16 protein-coding genes are annotated in these 17,919 nt (G+C 52.7%); 1 reads left to right on the top strand and 15 read right to left on the bottom strand.

Annotated features, from left to right (window positions below; genetic code table 11):
* Nucleotides 1-2: 2 nt before the first annotated feature.
* The 12 genes from ispF to rpiB all read right to left on the bottom strand — a co-directional run bounded on the left by ispF (nucleotide 3) and on the right by rpiB (nucleotide 12,616).
* Nucleotides 3-485, bottom strand: coding sequence for a 2-C-methyl-D-erythritol 2,4-cyclodiphosphate synthase (gene ispF, locus BUC22_RS19450; RefSeq protein ID WP_013382361.1), 483 nt, complete (start codon nucleotides 483-485; stop codon nucleotides 3-5).
* Between the two features lie 300 nt (nucleotides 486-785).
* Nucleotides 786-1,106: a hypothetical protein gene (locus BUC22_RS19445; protein ID WP_013382362.1), complete on the bottom strand. Its 321-nt coding sequence runs from the start codon at nucleotides 1,104-1,106 to the stop codon at nucleotides 786-788.
* A 596-nt stretch (nucleotides 1,107-1,702) separates the two neighbouring features.
* A complete protein-coding gene (locus BUC22_RS19440; protein ID WP_013382364.1) occupies nucleotides 1,703-2,383 on the bottom strand; it encodes a tRNA threonylcarbamoyladenosine dehydratase in 681 nt (226 codons plus the stop codon).
* Nucleotides 2,383-4,074, bottom strand: coding sequence for an arginine--tRNA ligase (gene argS / locus BUC22_RS19435; protein WP_013382365.1), 1,692 nt, complete (start codon nucleotides 4,072-4,074; stop codon nucleotides 2,383-2,385). The genes BUC22_RS19440 and argS overlap by 1 nt, the downstream gene beginning before the upstream one ends.
* Nucleotides 4,075-4,129: 55 nt before the next feature.
* Nucleotides 4,130-4,576 (bottom strand): YwiB family protein, encoded by a 447-nt coding sequence (locus BUC22_RS19430; protein WP_013382366.1) that lies wholly within the window; start codon nucleotides 4,574-4,576, stop codon nucleotides 4,130-4,132.
* A 162-nt stretch (nucleotides 4,577-4,738) separates the two neighbouring features.
* Entirely contained in the window at nucleotides 4,739-6,271 is a 1,533-nt protein-coding gene (locus BUC22_RS19425; RefSeq protein ID WP_013382367.1) for a D-alanine--D-alanine ligase, read from the bottom strand.
* Nucleotides 6,272-6,348: 77 nt separating this feature from the next.
* A complete protein-coding gene (locus BUC22_RS19415; protein WP_013382368.1) occupies nucleotides 6,349-6,975 on the bottom strand; it encodes an LbetaH domain-containing protein in 627 nt (208 codons plus the stop codon).
* A gap of 106 nt (nucleotides 6,976-7,081) precedes the next feature.
* The gene (locus BUC22_RS19410) at nucleotides 7,082-7,768 is read right to left on the bottom strand and encodes a TIGR00266 family protein (protein ID WP_013382369.1); all 687 of its coding nucleotides are present in this window, start codon (nucleotides 7,766-7,768) and stop codon (nucleotides 7,082-7,084) included.
* Between the two features lie 95 nt (nucleotides 7,769-7,863).
* A complete protein-coding gene (locus tag BUC22_RS19405) occupies nucleotides 7,864-9,567 on the bottom strand; it encodes a phospho-sugar mutase (protein WP_013382370.1) in 1,704 nt (567 codons plus the stop codon).
* A 207-nt stretch (nucleotides 9,568-9,774) separates the two neighbouring features.
* Nucleotides 9,775-10,647, bottom strand: coding sequence for a UTP--glucose-1-phosphate uridylyltransferase GalU (gene galU / locus BUC22_RS19400; RefSeq protein WP_013382371.1), 873 nt, complete (start codon nucleotides 10,645-10,647; stop codon nucleotides 9,775-9,777).
* 17 nt (nucleotides 10,648-10,664) lie between these two features.
* Complete coding sequence (locus tag BUC22_RS19395; RefSeq protein WP_013382372.1) at nucleotides 10,665-11,987, bottom strand: UDP-glucose dehydrogenase family protein; 1,323 nt, start codon at nucleotides 11,985-11,987, stop codon at nucleotides 10,665-10,667.
* A gap of 179 nt (nucleotides 11,988-12,166) precedes the next feature.
* Nucleotides 12,167-12,616, bottom strand: a complete 450-nt coding sequence (gene rpiB / locus BUC22_RS19390; protein ID WP_013382373.1) for a ribose 5-phosphate isomerase B — start codon at nucleotides 12,614-12,616, stop codon at nucleotides 12,167-12,169.
* A gap of 162 nt (nucleotides 12,617-12,778) precedes the next feature.
* Here rpiB and BUC22_RS19385 point away from each other — a divergent pair, with 162 nt between their 5' ends.
* Nucleotides 12,779-13,327, top strand: a complete 549-nt coding sequence (locus BUC22_RS19385) for a Uma2 family endonuclease (protein ID WP_013382374.1) — start codon at nucleotides 12,779-12,781, stop codon at nucleotides 13,325-13,327.
* A 44-nt stretch (nucleotides 13,328-13,371) separates the two neighbouring features.
* Here the strand turns inward: BUC22_RS19385 and BUC22_RS19380 are convergent, their stop codons facing one another.
* From BUC22_RS19380 to BUC22_RS19370, 3 genes are all read right to left on the bottom strand, one after another.
* Complete coding sequence (locus tag BUC22_RS19380; RefSeq protein WP_013382375.1) at nucleotides 13,372-14,409, bottom strand: L-threonylcarbamoyladenylate synthase; 1,038 nt, start codon at nucleotides 14,407-14,409, stop codon at nucleotides 13,372-13,374.
* 20 nt (nucleotides 14,410-14,429) lie between these two features.
* Complete coding sequence (locus BUC22_RS19375; protein ID WP_013382376.1) at nucleotides 14,430-15,863, bottom strand: nicotinate phosphoribosyltransferase; 1,434 nt, start codon at nucleotides 15,861-15,863, stop codon at nucleotides 14,430-14,432.
* 180 nt (nucleotides 15,864-16,043) lie between these two features.
* A complete protein-coding gene (locus BUC22_RS19370) occupies nucleotides 16,044-17,879 on the bottom strand; it encodes a sensor domain-containing diguanylate cyclase (protein WP_013382378.1) in 1,836 nt (611 codons plus the stop codon).
* Nucleotides 17,880-17,919: the final 40 nt, after the last annotated feature.

Genomic DNA, 17,919 nt, shown 5'->3' with positions numbered 1-17,919 from the left:
TCTCATTTTTTAACCAACAGTACCACTGCCTTGGCAGCAATGCCCTCCTGGCGCCCGGTAAAGCCAAGCTTTTCCTCAGTGGTCGCCTTCACGCTGACCTGGTCCCGGTCAACCTCCAGCGTCTCTGCGATGTTCTCCCGCATGGCGTCAATGTGAGGGGCGCATTTCGGCGCCTGGGCCACGATAATGGCGTCAATATTGCCCACCTCATAGCCTTTTTCAGCGATCAGCGCGCCCACCTCTGCCAACAGGCCGATGCTGTCCGCGCCTTTATATTTTTCATCCGTATCCGGAAACCATTTTCCAATGTCACCGAGGGCCAAAGCTCCCAGCATGGCGTCCATAATAGCATGGACCAGCACATCCGCGTCCGAATGGCCGAGCAGTCCTCTGGTGTGCTCAATCTCCACACCTCCAAGGATCAGCTTACGGCCCTCTGCCAGCTGATGCACATCATAACCGAGTCCGACTCGAAAGGGATTCATAGGGTTACCTCCACGAATGCTTGTCATCATTATTTCTGAAATCGCCCGGGGAGAACTGCCTTTTTCACCCTGAAAAAAACAATGCTCCCGATAGCTGAATCTTATCATATTCTAAAAGATTTGCATAGAGAATCCCTGAACAAAAATTCATGTAATCCTATGCAAATTTACGGTTTTTCCGAAAATTCAAGAATGTGCACATTATGTTTAATTAAGTAAAAATGCTGTGCTGTTCGTCCGACAACAGCGGGTTTAGCAGATACCAATTTTTACAAAATTAAATGCATTCTCATCGAGCACTCAGCGGATTTCATCCTCCTCCGAGAATTCCTTATATACCCGGTAAGGCTTGGTAATCACACGGTAAGGCAGTGAGCGCAAGAAGCCGTTAAGGTCTGCCTCCATTTCCTTTGTCATCCGCTTCGGCTTCGACATTACCCGGGAAATAAAATCATCTTTGTAGTGTTCCTTGACATATTCCTGGTTAATCTGAATGCCGATCCCACAGTTCTTACAGGTGATCTTATGGATCTGCCCGTCCAGATAATCAATCTCATGCTCGGTTTCTTTATCACAGTTCATGCAAAATAAATAAGCATCAACCTTACTGCTCTTTGCCATTTCACGCCTCCATTCTGTTGTCCCACCTGGACTTTTATGGCTCTATTATACCATAAATCGGAAAAAGCTTCACCGCCGCCGGTACGAATTAATGAATAATTAATAAATTTGAAGGGGAAAGAACAAATGCGAAAATGGGCAAGATCTGTGATAAATGGTGTCAAAGGATTTTGAAAGAAAGCGGAGAATTGGCGCAGTCTCGGGCTCCGCCACTTCCTCCAAGAGGTACAGCGCGTTTCACACCGTACCCCAAAAAAACAACCCGTATCGCCGCGATACGGGTTGAAATGGTCAGGAAAGTTTAAAAATCTGAGAGACGAAACCTTTTACCTAAGGAAGAAAAAAGCGTCCTGCGGGCTTCAACCTGCCAACAACATCTTCCTTCATAACGCAGACCTCTCTGCTCTCCAATGTCCGGCTGCTCCGATAAAACGGCACGATTTCCGGCCGTCACCCATAGCGCCTGGACCTTTTTTCTTATCTGGATAAAAGGCGCAGTCTCGGATTTCGGCACCTTCCTGCAAGAGGTACAGCGTGTTTTTTTACACCGTATCCCAAAAAAACAACCCGTATCGCCGCGATACGGGTTGAAATATCTAAAGCCCTGCCAGGCTCCGCGTCACCTCTCCGGCGATCATCAGGCCAGCGACGGAGGGCACAAAGCTCACGCTGCCCGGCGGGGTGCACTTCAGAGCAGGTACTTCCTTTGAATAGAGCACCTTCAGCTTTTTGATGCCCCGGGCCTTCAGCTCCCGGCGCATGACCTTTGCCAGCGGGCAGACCGAGGTCTTGTAGATGTCGGTGATCTCAAAACAGGAGGGGTCCAGCTTGTTGCCGGTGCCCATGCTTGAGAGCACAGGAATCCCTTTTTCCTGACACGCGCAGATCAAAGCCAGCTTGGCGGTGACCATGTCGATGGCGTCAATGACATAGTCATAGGTTTCCAGCTCGAAATCCTCGGCGTTTTCCGGCAGAAAGCACTGGTGCAGCGGGATGATCTCTGCCGCTGGGTTGATGTCCCTCAGCCGTTCGGCGGCTACCTCGACCTTTACGCGGCCGATGGTGGAGTGCAGGGCGATGAGCTGGCGGTTGAGGTTGGTGATGTCCACCACGTCCTTGTCCACCAGGGTCAGACTGCCCACCCCTGCCCGGATGAGCGCCTCAGCGGTAAAGGAACCCACGCCGCCCACGCCAAACAGAATCACCCGGGCGTTCTGCAGCTTTTTAAGGCCCTCGTCACCAAGGACAAGGGCCGTTCGGTCAAACTGTGTTGCCATTACATTCTTTCTGGCGCGTCAATGCCCAAAATCTCCAGGACATTGGCCAATACCTGCTTGGTCCCCTTGATCAGGGCCAGACGGGCTTTCATCAGCTCGATATCCTCCACGCGCACGCGGCAAGCGTTGTAGAAGCTGTGGAACGCGGCGGCCAGATCCATGGCGTAGTGGGTGATCCGGCTCGGGTCCATTTTCTCCTCAGCCACGATGATCTCATTCGGCAGGTTTGACAGCATATCCAGCAGGGTCAGCTCTTCCTTTTCCCGGAGCAGGGTCAGGTTGGCCGGGCCTTCGGTGTTTTTGTCCTCTGCCATCTGGCGCAGGATGCTGCAGATACGGGCATGGGCGTACTGGACATAGAACACCGGGTTCTCATTGGACTGCTCGATGGCCAGATCCAGATCAAAATCCAGATGGCTGTCCGGTGAGCGCATGTTAAACAGGAAGCGGGCAGCGTCGCGGCCAACCTCCTCGATGAGGTCGGTCAGAGTGATCATTTCACCCTTGCGCTTGGACATACGCGCGATCTCACCGTCACGCATGAGGCGCACCAGCTGCATGATGACAATTTCCAAATGGTCCGGGTTCACGCCGGCAGCCTGCATGGCCGCCTTTAAGCGGGCGATGTGGCCGTGGTGGTCGGCGCCCCAGACATTAATGCAGCGGTCAAAGCCGCGGGTCTTGAACTTGTTCAGGTGGTAGGCGATATCCCCCATAAAATAGGTAGGCAGGCCGTTCTGACGCACCAGCACGTCGTCCTTTTCACAGCCGAACTCGCTGGTGGTAAACCATAGAGCCCCTTCCTTTTCATAGACCGCGCCGCTGTCCTGTAAGATTTTCAGGGCCGATTCGATGGCGCCCTGGTCGTAAAGGCTCTGCTCAGAGAACCAGATATCATAATGGATGCCGTATTTTTCAAGGTCGGCGTGCATTTTTTTCAGGTTCTTTTCAAGGGCATAGTCGACAAAAATCCCTTTGCGCTCAGCCTCGTCCATGGTCAAGTATTTCTGACAGGCATCTGCGCCGCCCTCCTGGTCGATGAATTCCTCCATGTGCACACGGATGTCATTGCCCTGATAACCGTCTTCCGGGAAAGGAATGTCCTCGCCCATGAGCTGGCGAAAACGCGCGTCCAGAGAATCCCCGAACTTGGCGATCTGGTTGCCGGCGTCGTTGACGTAAAACTCGCGGGTCACATCATAGCCCGTCCACTCCGCGATGGCGGCCAGAATATCCCCGATGGCGCCGCCGCGGGCGTTTCCCATGTGCATTGGGCCTGTGGGGTTGGCAGATATAAACTCAAGGTTGTATTTTTTGCCGGCGTTGCCCTGGGTTTTGCCGTAGTTTTCCTGCATGGCTTCAATTTCCAGCAGCACCTCATACACCCAGTCAGACTTGAGCTTGAAGTTGATAAAGCCCGGTCCGGCAATCTCAACTGCCTCCACGTAGGAGCTGTCAATGTTCATATGGCGCACGATGCTCTCAGCAATCACACGCGGCGCTTTGTGGGCCTGCTTTGGCAGCTGCATGGCAATGTTGGTGGCGTAGTCGCCGTGTTCCTTCTCACGGGGCACCTCCAGATAAATCTCCGGCAGCGCTTCGACAGAAAAGTCGCCAGCCTCCATGGCAGCGTCCACAGATCCCGCAATGAGCGCCTTTATTTGGTTTTCAATTTTTTCTCTGATATACATAATATCCTCCAAATCACATCAATAGAAAGGGCGAACATTGTTCGCCCTTTCTGAACTAGTTTTTATAATTACTGATTTTGATGTCCAGCGTATTTTCCGTGTTGGTCATTCCCTCAACCTCGATGGCGTAATCGACCTTGACATTGACCGGGTCCTTCCGGTCGTTGTAGGCGATGTTCACGCCCTTGGTAAAGATGCCCATGGCGATGTCGCCATAAGGGGTGGAATAGAGCGTCACATTGCGTTTGCCTTCTTCAAATTCCATGAGGGAGTTTACTGAGCCCAGGCGGATCACGGAAATTTTACCGCCCTCCACTTTCACAGTGGTGGTAGTGCCTTCCATGCCGGAGACCTCAGATTCTTTATAGGTCAGACAAGAGATGTTTTTTTCCTTATACATATCGCCTTCGGTTGAAAACTCCATCTTATCCTCATTACGGTGCTGATCGCTCACGATTCCAGTAATCGAAAGCCATACTTTTTTTCTTTCATCATCTGTCACAACAATCACCTCCGAATCGTTACAAACTTTTCAGGCTGCTGCACAGCAGGAAGCCGCTACCCGGAGGCACCTTGCTTCGCGCTTTGTACACTTTTAACTTTAGTGTCTCTATTAAATCATTTATGGCTTTATTTTTCAAGGATTTTCTTAAATAATCTGCAATTAGCTGTTGACACGCTTAACCGCAGCGCCCTGGATCAGCTTTTCAACCAGCTCAGCGTAAGAAACGCCCATGTTCTCCCACATTTTCGGGTACATGCTGATATTGGTAAAGCCTGGCATGGTGTTGATTTCATTGATATAAATGTTGTAGGTCGCGCGGGTCACAAAGAAATCTACACGGCTGAGGCTGCTGCCGTCAATCACCTCAAAGGCCTTGATGGCGTATTCGCGGATTTTCTCGAGCAAAGCGTCGCTGATCTGTGCAGGGATCACGATTTTGGAGTCCTGGTTGTCGCTGTATTTTGCTTCATAATCGTAAAATTCCTTGGAGGCGACCACTTCGCCAGGAATCGCTGCTTTGATCTCACCGTTTTCTTCCAGAACCGCACATTCAATTTCCCGTGCGTTCAGGAAGCCTTCAACCACGATTTTATGATCGTAACGGAGCGCTTCGTTGACGCCGTCGATGAATTCTTCCCTATTATGTGCCTTGCTGATGCCGACGCTGGAGCCCATGTTGGAGGGCTTGATAAATACTGGGAAGCCCCGGCCTGCGATGTCATCGATGATGCGGTCCGGATCCTTTTCCCAGTCTCTGCGTTTGAAGTAAACATATGGGCCCACTGGGATGCCAGCGCTCTCAAAAAGCATTTTGGAGGCCACCTTGTCCATGCCAGCAGCGGAAGCCAGCACACCGCAGCCCACATAAGGCTTGTTCATCAGCTCAAAGAGGCCTTGGATGGTGCCGTCCTCGCCCATTGGTCCGTGAAGCACGGGGAAGAACACATCCACATCCTGGATAATGGGATCGTGGAAAATGGAAAAATCCGCGTGGATTTTGTCCGTATCCTGCTCCCAGGAGCCGTCCTTAATGTTTTTATAGTCCCCGGTGTAGACCTTCCAGTCACCGTTTTTGGTGATGCCGATCAGGGTAATATCGTATTTTTCTTTGTCAATCACTTCAATGACATTGCAGGCCGAGGCGCGTGACACCTCATGTTCGCCAGACTGTCCACCGAATACAATGCCTAAATTAATCTTTTTCTCCATAATGGATTCCTCCTTAAATTTTTGCGTCAGCCACTCCTGCTCTGTCATGACCGTCAGGCCGTTTTGCAGGAACAGCTCCGCTGTTATGCCATTTCCAGGCACCAGCCGTTTATGGAAACTGCCGTCATAGACACAGCCGCACCCGCAGGAGGGGCTCTTTGCCTTGAGCACCGCCAGCCGCGCGCCCGCATTCCTGGCAAGGGATAACGCTTTTTCCGCCCCTTTTTTAAAGGCGTTCGTTAAATCTTCATTTTTTACATTATACACTTTCCTTTCCCCTTTGACTACCCTAATTTCACAGGGTTTTCGGGGAATTTCCAGTCCGCCCAGGCATTCCGGACAAATGGTCACTGCCTTTCCGTCCTCCACCAGCGCCCTGAACTCGGGCACCAGGTTGTCCCGGCCATCGTACCGGCAGGCCTCCCCGGCCAGGCAGGCGCTGATGACAAGTTTGGAATCTGTTGATTCTTTTGTTCTTTTCATGGTATTCCTTCACAAACATTCCACTTTCAACTCAAAAACCGCTTCCTGACACTTCGCCTCAGGCTCTCAGCTTTCCTCTACCGCTCCCCCGGCCCGTTCTCTTTATAAATCCAAGCCCCGCGTTTGTAGACCATTTTCATCACCATATCTTTTACCACAATCTCACCTGTTTGAATCACCGTACCCGCGGCAATGGTAATCTTATCCTTGAGCGTGGCGCTGTGACCGATAAAAGTGTGGTCCTTCACTGTAACCTCATGGCCGATATTGACCCGGGCCAGTAGCTCACAATAGGGCTCGATCCGGCTCAGAGCCCCGACGATACTGCCCTCTCCGATGACGCTGTGAGCACCGATCGACGCGCCAGTCCCCACAACAGCGCCGGCTCCGATATAGGCGCCGGGCTCTACCACCGCGTCCGCTGCCACATGGGCCGCCGGATGGATTACCGCCTGATAGCCGAGCTCCGGAAAAGCCCTGACCACAGCCTCGCGGTCTTTCAGGCTGTCCGCTGCCACGATAAAGCCCCTGCCATCCCTGGAAAGGCCTGGGGCATCCTCCGGTGCTCCCAGCACCGGATAGGGCCAGCCGTCCGGGGGCAGGTCCGCACTCAGGAAGCCTGCCAAGGTGACCTCAGGCCCTCTCAAAGCGTCCGCAATCACTCTGCCAGCAAGGCCTGTTCCTATAACCACCATTTCTCTCATTTCCGCACATTTTTCCTTTCCTTCATTTACTTCATTTTACCACACCGCCCGGATAAAAACAAAAAAATCCACCCCTTTGCGGGAATGGATTCTTATCTTTTCAGCCTCAGCTGCTGGTGCTGGTCGGCATATAGGGGATCAGGGCTTTGGCCAGCTTGTCCACTGGCATGCTCTGAAGCACAACCCGCCCCGGGCCGGTCAATGTGGCAAAGAACAGGCCCTCGCCGCTGAACAGGATGTTTTTAGCGCCTTTTACCTGGGTGACGTCAAAGTGCACCTTTTCCTGGAACACAGCGATGTGTCCCTGATCCACATTGATGGTCTGCCCTTCCTCAAGGTTGTACTCAATGGTGCTGCCATTGAGCTCAAGGAACACCAGCCCAGGCCCTGTGAGCTTCTGGAGGATAAAGCCTGCGCCGCCAAAAACGCCGGTCTTGACACTCTTCTTAAAGAAAATTGAGAAATCTACAGATTCCTCAGCCGCCAAAAAAGCTGTTTTGGCACAGATGATGGACTGTCCCGCCTCCAGATGCACTGCCCGGATGTTGCCTGGGAAGGACGACGCAAAGGCGATCTTTCCCTTGTCGCCCGTACAGGTGTAGGTGGTCAGGAACAGCGAATTGCCGCTGAAGCTCCTCTTAATGGCTTTCAGCGCACCGCCTCTGGTGCTGGTTTCCATATCAAAACAGGGGTCCATCCAGGACATGCCGCCGGACTCTGTATAAATCTGCTCACCCCGGTCCAGCTCAAGCTCTACAACCGGCAGGGTATCGCCAATAATTTCATATTTCATTTTTTACTCCTATTCCTTAAACAAGCCTCCCGAAATCCCGAAAACATCGTGTTCAGGATTCCGGGGGCTGCTCTGTCCTCCGGTTTGGTGAAGGATCAGGCCTCGATGATTTCATTAACCGCTTTTCTCAGAATTTCCATTTTTTCCTCTGCGCTCTCGCGGCTCCTGCCGGTCACAGAGTAGTAAACCTTCAGCTTCGGCTCAGTGCCCGAAGGTCTCAGGGCGTACCATGAATTTTCGTTAAAGACAAATTTGAGCACGTTGGATTTTGGCAGGTCAATGGCGGATTTTTCGCCGCCCGCCAGATCCAGGCTTTCCTTAGACTGGTAGTCATTGTAGGTCACCAGCTTTTCATCCGCAAAGGTGTTGAAATGGTTGGCGCGGAATTTTTCCATGATGTTTGCGATCTGTTTTTTGCCCTCGATGCCCTCCAGCGTCATGGACTGGATGCCCTCAATAAAGTAGCCGAATTTCTGGTACAGTCCTTCCAAGGCATCGTACAGGGTCATCCCCTGTTTTTTATAGTAATCCGCCATCTCGCAGACCAGCGCGGAGGCCAGCACAGCGTCCTTATCGCGGGCGTAGTTGCCTGCCAGGTAGCCATAGCTTTCCTCATAGCCAAAGGCAAAGGTCTTTTCGCCGGTCGCCTCGTATTCTGTCATGTGTTCGCCGATGTATTTAAAGCCGGTGAGCACATCCACCACCTCAGCCCCGTGGGATTTGGCCACGATGCCGCCCAGCTCGCTGGTCACAATGGTCTTGATGACCACCTTGTTGTCGGGCAGCCCGGTGCGGGTCTTGAGAAAATAGTCCACCAGCAGCGCGCCGGTCTGGTTACCGGTAAAGACCACGAACTCGCCCTCTGCGTTGCGTCCGACCACGCCCACACGGTCGCAGTCCGGGTCGGTGCCGATGATGATGTCCACATCCCTGGCTTCAGGCATTTCCATGGCAATGTTAAACACTGACCGTTCCTCAGGATTCGGATAGGAAACCGTCGGGAAACTGCCGTCCGGCTGTTCCTGCTCAGCCACCACTGTCACATTTTTATAGCCGAGGTCATCCAGCACACGGCGCACCGGCACATTGCCGCTGCCGTGGATGGGCGTGTAAATCACCTTTAAGTCGCTGCCCGGGTTCGCCTTTACCACATTTTCGACCGCAGCGGCGTAAGCGTCGTCCACTTCTCTGCCGATGATCTGGATCATGCCGTCTTCCACAGCTGTCTGCATATTGGCCAGCGGGATATCAAAATAATTGTCAATTTTTTCAATCTCAGCCACCAGCTCGTCAGCCGCCGGAGAAACCATCTGGCCGCCATCGGGGCCGTAGACCTTGTAGCCGTTGTACTCTTTGGGGTTGTGGGAAGCGGTGATGACAATCCCGCCAGCAGCGCCCACGTGGCGTACGGTGAAGGACAGCACTGGTGTTGGTCTCAGGCTTTCAAACAGGTAGGCCTGAACGCCCATGGACGCCAGCACACGCGCGGCGGTCTGTGCGAATTCAGCCGATTTATTTCTGGAGTCAAAGGCGATGGCCACACCCTTTTCAGCATTTTTGGGGTCTGCCCCCAGCAGGTATTTACCCAGTCCATAGGTCGCCTTTGCCACAATATAAACATTCATCCGGTTAATGCCCGCGCCGATCTTGCCGCGCATCCCGCCAGTGCCAAATTCAAGGTCCTGGTAAAAACGGTCCTCGATTTCACCCTCGTCGGTCATTGTCTCAAGCTCAGCCCGCAGGTCTGCGTTCAGCTCCGGATAATCTTTCCATAATTGGTATACTTCTTTGTAGCCCATTGTGTTCCTCCTTATATGATTTTAAATGATTGATTTCGGTTACATGATCTTATTATACCCGAAATAATGGTTTGACTCAACAAAAATGCGTGTCAAATTCTGTAAAACTTCTATAAAATTTTCACAAAAAACAACAGGGAACACGCCGCTCCGGGCAGACGGTTTTATCCCCTGCTCCAGACCGCGCGTCCCCCATGACGCTTTTGTTTAGTTGTGATGGAAATAATTTTTCAGGTATTCGGTAAAGCGCTCCTCAAGCCCTGGTGTGCGCAGGCCGTACTCAACCGTGGCTTCCAGAAAGCCCAGCTTGTCGCCCACATCGTAGCGGCGGCCTTTAAAGTCATAGGCCAGTATGCGCTGTTTTTCGCCCAGAGTCTTCAGGCCGTCAGTCAGCTGGATCTCGCCGCCGGCGCCTTTCCCGGTATTTTCCAGAATGTTGAAGATAGCCGGTGTGATGATGTAGCGGCCCAGGATGGCTAAATTAGACGGCGCGGTGCCGATGGCTGGTTTTTCGACCATGTCGTCCACCTCAAAAATGTCCCCGGTCACAGGCTTGCCAGAGACAATGCCGTATTTGTCCACCTGGTCATCCGGCACGGTCTGCACGCCGATCACAGAGGCCTGGTATTCGTCAAAGACCTCGATCATCTGCTTGAGAGCAGGCTTTTCCGGGTTGTAGACAATATCGTCCCCCAGCACCACGGCAAAGGGCTCATCGCCCACAAACTCCTTGGCGCAGAGCACCGCGTGGCCCAGTCCCTTGGCTTCCTTCTGGCGCACGGTAAAGATGCGGGCCATATTGGTAATGTCCTCGATCATCCTGAGCTCCTCGGTTTTGCCCTTCATCTTCAGGTTAAACTCCAGCTCTGGCACATTGTCGAAATGGTTGGTGATGATGTCCTTGTTCCGCCCGGTGATGATCAGGATTTCCTGAATGCCGGAGTCCACAATTTCCTCAATAATATACTGAATCGTCGGCTTGTCCACAATGGGCAGCATTTCCTTTGGGACCGATTTGGTCACCGGCAGAAAACGGGTGCCCAGGCCCGCAGCCGGAATGACCGCTTTTTTTACTTTCATAATTCCTCCTCTGATGCTTAATGCATCCCTAATCCATAGTATTTAAAGAGCTGCTTAACCTCCTTGCGCTTCACAAAAAGGTTCTGCAGGTCGATGAGTATATCGCCCTTCATTTTTTCCTTCAGCTGGTTTTCGTCCGTCGCCCGGGTGTTTGGCCATTTGGTCAGTACCACCAGCGCGTCGGCGTTCTCAGCCGCCTCGTAGATGTCATCGCAGAAGGTAATGGCGTCCTTTTCCTTAAACAACCGCCATTTTGCCTGCTGGTAGCCATCGGGATTGTAAATCCGCAGGCTGGCTTCCTTTTCCACAAGACATCTTATAATATCCAGCGACGGCGCCTCCCGGAGGTCATCGGTGCCGAAATCCGGGGACAGCCCCAGAATACCGATGGTCTTTCCGCCCACGCCATCCATGATGTTTTCAATCTTCGCCACACATTTCTGCTTCTGGCACTCATTGGCTGTAATGGCGCCCTTCAGAACCTCAGCGGTTTCGTCCGCTTCCTGGGCTATGCGCACCATGGCGCGGGCCGTCTTGGGCAGAATGCTGCCGCCGTAGCCCGGCCCCGGGTCCATCAGCTGGGGTGAAATCCGGGAGTCTTTGCCCATGATCCGGGTGGTCATGTCCACGTCGATGTCCAGCTTCTCGCACAGCATGGCCAGCTCGTTGATAAACGCGGTTTTTACCGCGACCAGGCCGCTGATGGCATAGTCGGCCATCTCCACCTCTGCCGGGGAGGCGTCAATGATCTTGTTCATCACAATGCCCGTCTCGCGGTACAGGTTCCGTACCTTTTCACGCGCTTCCTCATTATCCGCCCCGATGGCCACAAACCGGGGGCGCTCAATGTCCTTCAAAAAGCTGCCGGCCTTGGCAAAGGACGGTGAGGATACCACATCAAAATGGATATCCGCCTCACGCTCGTCAAGGGCTTTCTGGATAGTCTCCTCAATGACCACCGACGAGCCGGGGGGCACGCTGGATTTTAAGACTACAATCTTGGGCTCCTCCATCTGGCTGCCGATGCTCTGGGCAATGGCCCGTACAAACCGCAGGCTTGGCATGTGTTCGTCATCCTCAGGCACCTCACAGGTAATAAAAATGACCTCCGCCTCCTTGATAACCTTGCGCAGATGGCCGGTAAACTCCAGATTGCCCGTGGCCTCAGCCTCAGCCACCACCCGTTCCAGTCCGGATTCATAGCCGGGAAGCTCGCCTTCCTTCACGGCATTGACAATTTCTTCATCCATGTCGGTGCAGTAAACCTGATGGCCGCCGCGGGCAAAGGAAGCCGCATACGCCAGTCCAAGGACCCCCGCACCTATTACACTAATGATCAATTTGCTCTCCTTCAAAATAAACACTGCTCTTTACAGCAGTATTTAGTGCTTTATAAATGGTATACTTAATATCAGATTATAACATAAACACCGTTGGTTTTCCATTAGAAATTCTGATTCCCAAGCATAGAAAAAGCCTCCCAAAATCCTGAAAAGGGGTTTTAGAAGGCCTTATCGTCTTATTTATCGTATTTTTTTTCAATGTCGCCAATCATGTCGATCCGGCGCTGGTGGCGGCCGCCCTCAAACTCAGTGCGCAGCCAGGTCTTGACAATGTTCTTTGCCAGGTCGTCTCCCAGGACGCGCCCGCCCAGCACCAGCACATTGGAGTCATTGTGGCGTCTTGTCATCTCAGCCATGTATTCGTTGGTACAGAGTGAACCGCGGATGCCGGGAACCTTGTTCACAGCGATGGAGATGCCCACGCCGGTACCGCAGATGGCAATACCGCGGTCGTATTCGCCGCTCGCCACCGCCTCAGCAACCTTCTGCCCATATACGGGATAATCCACTGATTCCGCTGTTTCAGGCCCCATATCGGTATAGTCAACGCCTTCTTCACGGAGCAATTCCATGACAACCTGTTTCAGTTCAAACCCACCGTGATCCGATCCAATCGCTAATTTCATTTGAGTTCCCTCCGATTTGTTTTTGTTTATTATAACATACTTTCCCAATTTTAACGATAGTAAACATCAAGAAACTTTGTAAAAGTATTATTCTTAATCACAATGGCTTTCCTTGACATTTTATCGTCCGGCAAGTATGATTAAGAAAAAGGGGGCAATCTTATGGGCTTGTTACAGAAAAAAGATACAAAATTTGAAAATATGACACTGACCGAATTTGATAAGCTGCCAAGAGACGAGCAAGAAGGTTACGAATTTGTGGACGGAATGGTCATGATGCCACCTAAAGCCACATTGATACACCAGCTGCTCATCACTAATCTGATCATCGGGCTTGGCCCTTATTTTAAAGGAAAAACCTGCAAAGTTTTTTCCGAGGCTGAGATCAAGCTGAAAAACGATATTTTCATCCCAGATATCAGCATTCTCTGCGACCCTGACAAATTCAGCGAGCAGCGCTATGAAGGCCCGCCCGCCGTTGCCATCGAGGTGCTCAGCCCAGCCACCAGAAGCTATGACCTCTTTACCAAGCTCAACAAGTACCAGATGGCCGGCGTGAAGGAATACTGGATTGTCGATCCCAAATCCCAGACCATCACCGTCCACCGCTTTGAAATCAGCGAGGCCGACATCTACATCCGCGGCGAAGCGCTGACGACACCGCTCTTTGAGGGACTGGAGCTTGCGATGGACGATATTTTCGCATCATAAAATCAACCCGTATCGCGGCGATACGGGTTGATTTTAATTCTTCACTATATAAAATGGTAACCTCCGGCCTTATACAGCCGGTTGGCCAGAGCCAGAGTGTCGTTGCCGACCTCGATGTCCTCGGCGTAGATCTTCTCAATGCCCAGATCGTCAAAGGTGCGGAGTCGCGCGAAAAGATTATGGCTCATTTCCTCCGGGTTCTCCCGGCTGCCCAGGGAGATGATGATCCCCGAATGGTAGTTGCCCATGGTCTCGTCAGTTGCCAGAATGCCGATTTGCATTTCCTCGTGCTTCTTGATATGGCGGTTGATTTTCTCAACCTTCTCGGCGTCTGTGCCCTTCACAATGACCAGATCGCCCTTCGGGGAATAGTGGGTATACTTCATGCCCGGAGATTTGGCCTTTTCCGGGATCACGTTTTCGATGGCGTTGGGGGACACCTGCACCCTGCCGATGACAGCCTCCAGCTCCGCCACGGTCACCCCGCCCGGGCGCAGCACAGTCGGCGGCTCGGTGGTGGTGTCCACCACCGTGGATTCCAGCCCGACATCTGTATCCTCAGACACAATGATGGCCGAAACACGGCCCATCATATCCTCGATCACATGCTCGCTTTTTGTAGGGCTTGGCCGTCCCGAGATATTAGCGCTGGGCGCCGCGATGGGAACCCCGGCGGACTTGATGAGCCCCAGGGCGATGAGGTTGGAGGGAAAGCGCACCGCCACGGTATCAAGCCCCGCGGTCACAACCTCCGGCACCCCGCTGCTCTTGTGCATGATCAGTGTCAAAGGCCCGGGCCAGAAGGCGTCCATGAGCTTCTCGGCCTTTTCAGGCACCTCGGTCACCAGCTTTTCAAGGTCGTCCCGGTCAGCGATGTGCACAATGAGCGGGTTATCCGCCGGGCGTCCCTTGGCTTCAAATATTTTTTTTACGGCGCTTTCATCCAGAGCGTTGGCTCCCAGGCCGTACACCGTCTCTGTGGGAAAAACCACGGTCTCTCCCCTGGCAATCAGTTCACCGGCCTTGGTCAAATGGACGACCCCGAGCAGGGGGCTGTCTGTTTTAAAAAGTTCTGTTTTCATAAGATCAACCTGCTATATTATTATTCTGCCTCGCTCAGCAGCTGCTGCTTCATATCCCAGAGCGGCTGGGAGAGGTCCACATGGTATACGTGGGGGTTTACCATACGCTTGAAGGCTGGCCACAGGGTTTGTTTTTCCTGCACGAGCCGGCCGTGAATTTCGCGGATGGCGGGCTTCTCATACACGCATTTTCCGTCCACAAACACCGGCACCAGCAGCTCTTTCACATAATAATCCGTAATGGTGCGCTTTTTCCAGGTGTGCATGGGATGGAAGATGGTAAGCGGCTGGCTTTCGTCAATGGTTTCGGAATCCAGGGTCATCAGGTCAGCCAGAGCCATGTTGTTGCTCTTGCCGTAGATCCGGTAAATTTTCTTATAGCCCGGATTGGTGATTTTCCAGGGATCGTTGGACACCTTGAGCTTGGGCTTGCCGTCGATTTCCGCCAGTTTATAGACCCCCCCGAGGGCCGGGCAATCATAGGCGGTGATGAGCTTGGTGCCAATGCCCCAGGAGTCAATTTTGGCGCCCTGGAGCTTCAGGTCCTTGATCAGGTACTCGTCGAGGTCTGAGGACGCGCAGATGGCCGCGTCCTGAAGGCCCGCCGCATCCAGCAGCTTTCGGGCTTCTGCGGTCAGGTAAGCCAGGTCGCCGGAATCAATGCGGATGCCGTATTTTCCGGTAATACCGCCCTCTGCCAGCGCTTTTTTAAAGACCTTAATGGCGTTGGGCACCCCCTGCTCCAGGGTGTTGTAGGTATCGACCAGCAGCGTAGCGTTCTGGGGATTGTATTTGACAAACTTCTCAAAAGCCTCCAGCTCCGTGTCATAGCTGAGGATAAAGCTGTGGGACATGGTTCCCATGGAGGGCCGGTCCAGCATGGCTTCAGTTTCGACTACCGAGGTGCCCACACATCCGCCGATGACTGCGGCGCGGGCGCCGAAATAGCCTGCCTCAGTGCCATGGGCACGCCGCAGGCCAAATTCCATGACCGCGCCGCCCCGGGCTTCCTCCACAATGCGGGAGGCCTTGGTGGCGATCAGCGTCTGGTGGTTGATGATGCTCAGGATGGTGGTCTCGACCAGCTGAGCCTGTACCAGCGGCGCCTTGACCCGGATAATGGGCTCAAAGGGGAAAAAAATTGTGCCCTCCGGCAGGGCGTAAAGCTCTCCGGTAAATTTAAAATTGCGCAGATAGCTGATAAATTTATCTGAAAATTCCGGGTGGTTCTTTTTGAGAAGCCGTACATCCTCTTCTTCAAAGGCCAGCCCCTCTATATACTCGATGACCTGTTCCAGCCCGGCCGCCACGGTATAGCCGCCGCTAAAGGGGTTGTTTCTGATAAAAACGTCAAAGACAGCCATTTCGTCCTGTTTGCCGTCCTCTACATAAACGTTGCCCATACTCATCTGATACAAGTCGGTCGCGAGCTGGAGTTTCCGTTCAAACTGCATAAGTCTCTCCTTTATCACACATCGGTTTATCCGTTTTTCAATGGGTGTGTGTTTCATTCTCTATTGTAGCACTTTAGTCCGTTCAAATCCAATTCTTTTCAAAATTTTCCACTCCGGGCCTCCCGAAATCCCGAAAAAAAGAACCGGCAGCGCCGGCTTCTCATTTTCTGTCATGCTTCTTTATTCTCCGTAGACCGCGTATTGATTTTTGCCTTTGCGCTTGGCCTCGTACATGGCGTCGTCCGCGTGGCTGTACAGGCTCTCAAAATCCTTTTCGCTGTTCTCAGCAACCACCACGCCCAGGCTGCAGCTCACATACTGCCCCTCGGTCACAGGAATCCGGCGAAAATCCGCGATCAGCTCCCGGGCCCGCTTCAGTATATCCTCACGGGTGTTGGTATTTCTCAGAAAAACGGCAAACTCATCACCACCGATGCGGCCCACTATATCCGAGGTCCTGAACAGGCGCAGCAGGCAGTCCGCAATATCCCGGAGTACCTGGTCGCCCACCCCGTGGCCATAGGTATCGTTAATGCCCTTGAAATCATCAATATCCAAAAGGAAAAAGCCATGACAACAGGTTTCGCGCCGCTCATTTTTCAGAATAAAGGTAATCTGTTCCTCAGTGGCTTTTTTGTTGTAGAGATTGGTCAGCGAGTCCCGGCTGGCCTGGTTCATGAGCTGGACCTCGCGCTTTTTCTGGGTGTCAATATCCTCAATGAGCCCCATGATCCGGCGCACATTGCCCTGCTGGTCTCTGATCCCCGTCAGGCGCACACGGCACCAGAAAATACTGTTGTCCAGGTGCCGCATCCGGTATTCCTCCTCGCCGTGGCTCAGGCCGCCGCGCACACTCTCCAGAAAACCCGCAAAGGACAGGGCTTCATTGACATCCACAATACCGCCGGATTCCACTTCCGCAAGAGTTGGTGTATAGCCCATCCGCTCCTGCCAGCCCTGGGAGCAGACCAGGGTATTGTCCGTCAGATCCCATTCAAAGAACAGGGCGTCCATATTTTCGAGCAGCACGCGGTAGCGCTCATTGTCCATTCTGGACAGCTCCTGCCGCTCTTTTTCCTTGCGCTCATTTCTTCGATAGCTCAGGCCAACGTACACACCCACTGCCAACAGCGCCAGGCCGATTTTCACACAGAGCAGCAGCGCCATCTGGCTGATGTACTCCGCCTGGCCCATAATCACCCGGTCTGGCACCATCGTCACCACATACCAGTTATTAATGGTTGTGGGCACATAGCAGAAGTGCCAGGTTTCATCACCATCTTTGAAGGAGGCATAGCCTGACTCGCCGCTGTGCATTTTCCTGCTGACCTCCTCCTTAGAATCACCATTCGCCAGCCATTTTGAAATCTCGATATTACCGTTCCTGGGCAGGAGAACATAACTGCCATCTGTCTCCACCACATAGGTCAGGCTCTCTCCTCCGTACACCTCCATGTTTACCACATTGTTGAAGGTTTCAGTCAGGTAAGAGCCTGAGAGCACGCCGGCCAGCGCCCCCTCCCTGTAAACCGGCACCGCCACCGCAAAGCCCTCTTTGCCCGTATGAGCAGAAACGATAATACCTGACACCGCATCCTGACCCTCCAAGGCTTTTTTATAATACTCGCGGCCGCTGAGGTCCTGCTCTGCCCCTGTGGAGGTGTAGGCCATGCCGTCCGGCTGGATATAGGTCATGCGGTCAAAGGAATAATTCTCACAGCCCAGTCTGAGGTTGCGGGTAATCATATCTTTATTGTCAATGGAGTCATCCTCCACCATGATGGCCGCCAGGCTGTGAAGAAACTCAAAATCCCGCTTAATCTGCGTCTCTAAAAGCAGAGCGCTCTCGTGATTCATATCGTGCAGAGTCTGCTCCGCATTGCTGTGGACCGAGTTCCGTACTCTTTGGGAAAACTCAAAAAAGGAGGCCGCAATCAGAAAAACAATCAGAGCGGCAAACAAAATATCCAGGACAATACGCTTGCCTGTTCGCTTGACTTTTTTCTGATCCTCCATTAAAGCAACCCCCTTTTATCTGTCCAATACCTTCTATAAT

It is taken from the genome of Eubacterium callanderi (assembly GCF_900142645.1).
GTDB lineage: Bacteria > Bacillota > Clostridia > Eubacteriales > Eubacteriaceae > Eubacterium > Eubacterium callanderi.
The sequence above is the reverse complement of the archived record's forward strand: the minus strand, read 5'-3'. Positions and strand labels throughout refer to the sequence as shown.

Excerpts from the sequence above, each read along its gene's own strand:
- ispF (WP_013382361.1), bottom strand. The coding sequence starts at position 485 with ATGAATCCCTTTCGAGTCGGACTCGGTTATGATGTGCATCAGCTGGCA.
- BUC22_RS19445 (WP_013382362.1), bottom strand. The coding sequence starts at position 1,106 with ATGGCAAAGAGCAGTAAGGTTGATGCTTATTTATTTTGCATGAACTGT.
- BUC22_RS19440 (WP_013382364.1), bottom strand. The coding sequence starts at position 2,383 with ATGGCAACACAGTTTGACCGAACGGCCCTTGTCCTTGGTGACGAGGGC.
- argS (WP_013382365.1), bottom strand. The coding sequence starts at position 4,074 with ATGTATATCAGAGAAAAAATTGAAAACCAAATAAAGGCGCTCATTGCG.
- BUC22_RS19425 (WP_013382367.1), bottom strand. The coding sequence starts at position 6,271 with ATGAAAAGAACAAAAGAATCAACAGATTCCAAACTTGTCATCAGCGCC.
- BUC22_RS19415 (WP_013382368.1), bottom strand. The coding sequence starts at position 6,975 with ATGAGAGAAATGGTGGTTATAGGAACAGGCCTTGCTGGCAGAGTGATT.
- BUC22_RS19410 (WP_013382369.1), bottom strand. The coding sequence starts at position 7,768 with ATGAAATATGAAATTATTGGCGATACCCTGCCGGTTGTAGAGCTTGAG.
- BUC22_RS19405 (WP_013382370.1), bottom strand. The coding sequence starts at position 9,567 with ATGGGCTACAAAGAAGTATACCAATTATGGAAAGATTATCCGGAGCTG.
- galU (WP_013382371.1), bottom strand. The coding sequence starts at position 10,647 with ATGAAAGTAAAAAAAGCGGTCATTCCGGCTGCGGGCCTGGGCACCCGT.
- rpiB (WP_013382373.1), bottom strand. The coding sequence starts at position 12,616 with ATGAAATTAGCGATTGGATCGGATCACGGTGGGTTTGAACTGAAACAG.
- BUC22_RS19385 (WP_013382374.1), top strand. The coding sequence starts at position 12,779 with ATGGGCTTGTTACAGAAAAAAGATACAAAATTTGAAAATATGACACTG.
- BUC22_RS19380 (WP_013382375.1), bottom strand. The coding sequence starts at position 14,409 with ATGAAAACAGAACTTTTTAAAACAGACAGCCCCCTGCTCGGGGTCGTC.
- BUC22_RS19375 (WP_013382376.1), bottom strand. The coding sequence starts at position 15,863 with ATGCAGTTTGAACGGAAACTCCAGCTCGCGACCGACTTGTATCAGATG.
- BUC22_RS19370 (WP_013382378.1), bottom strand. The coding sequence starts at position 17,879 with ATGGAGGATCAGAAAAAAGTCAAGCGAACAGGCAAGCGTATTGTCCTG.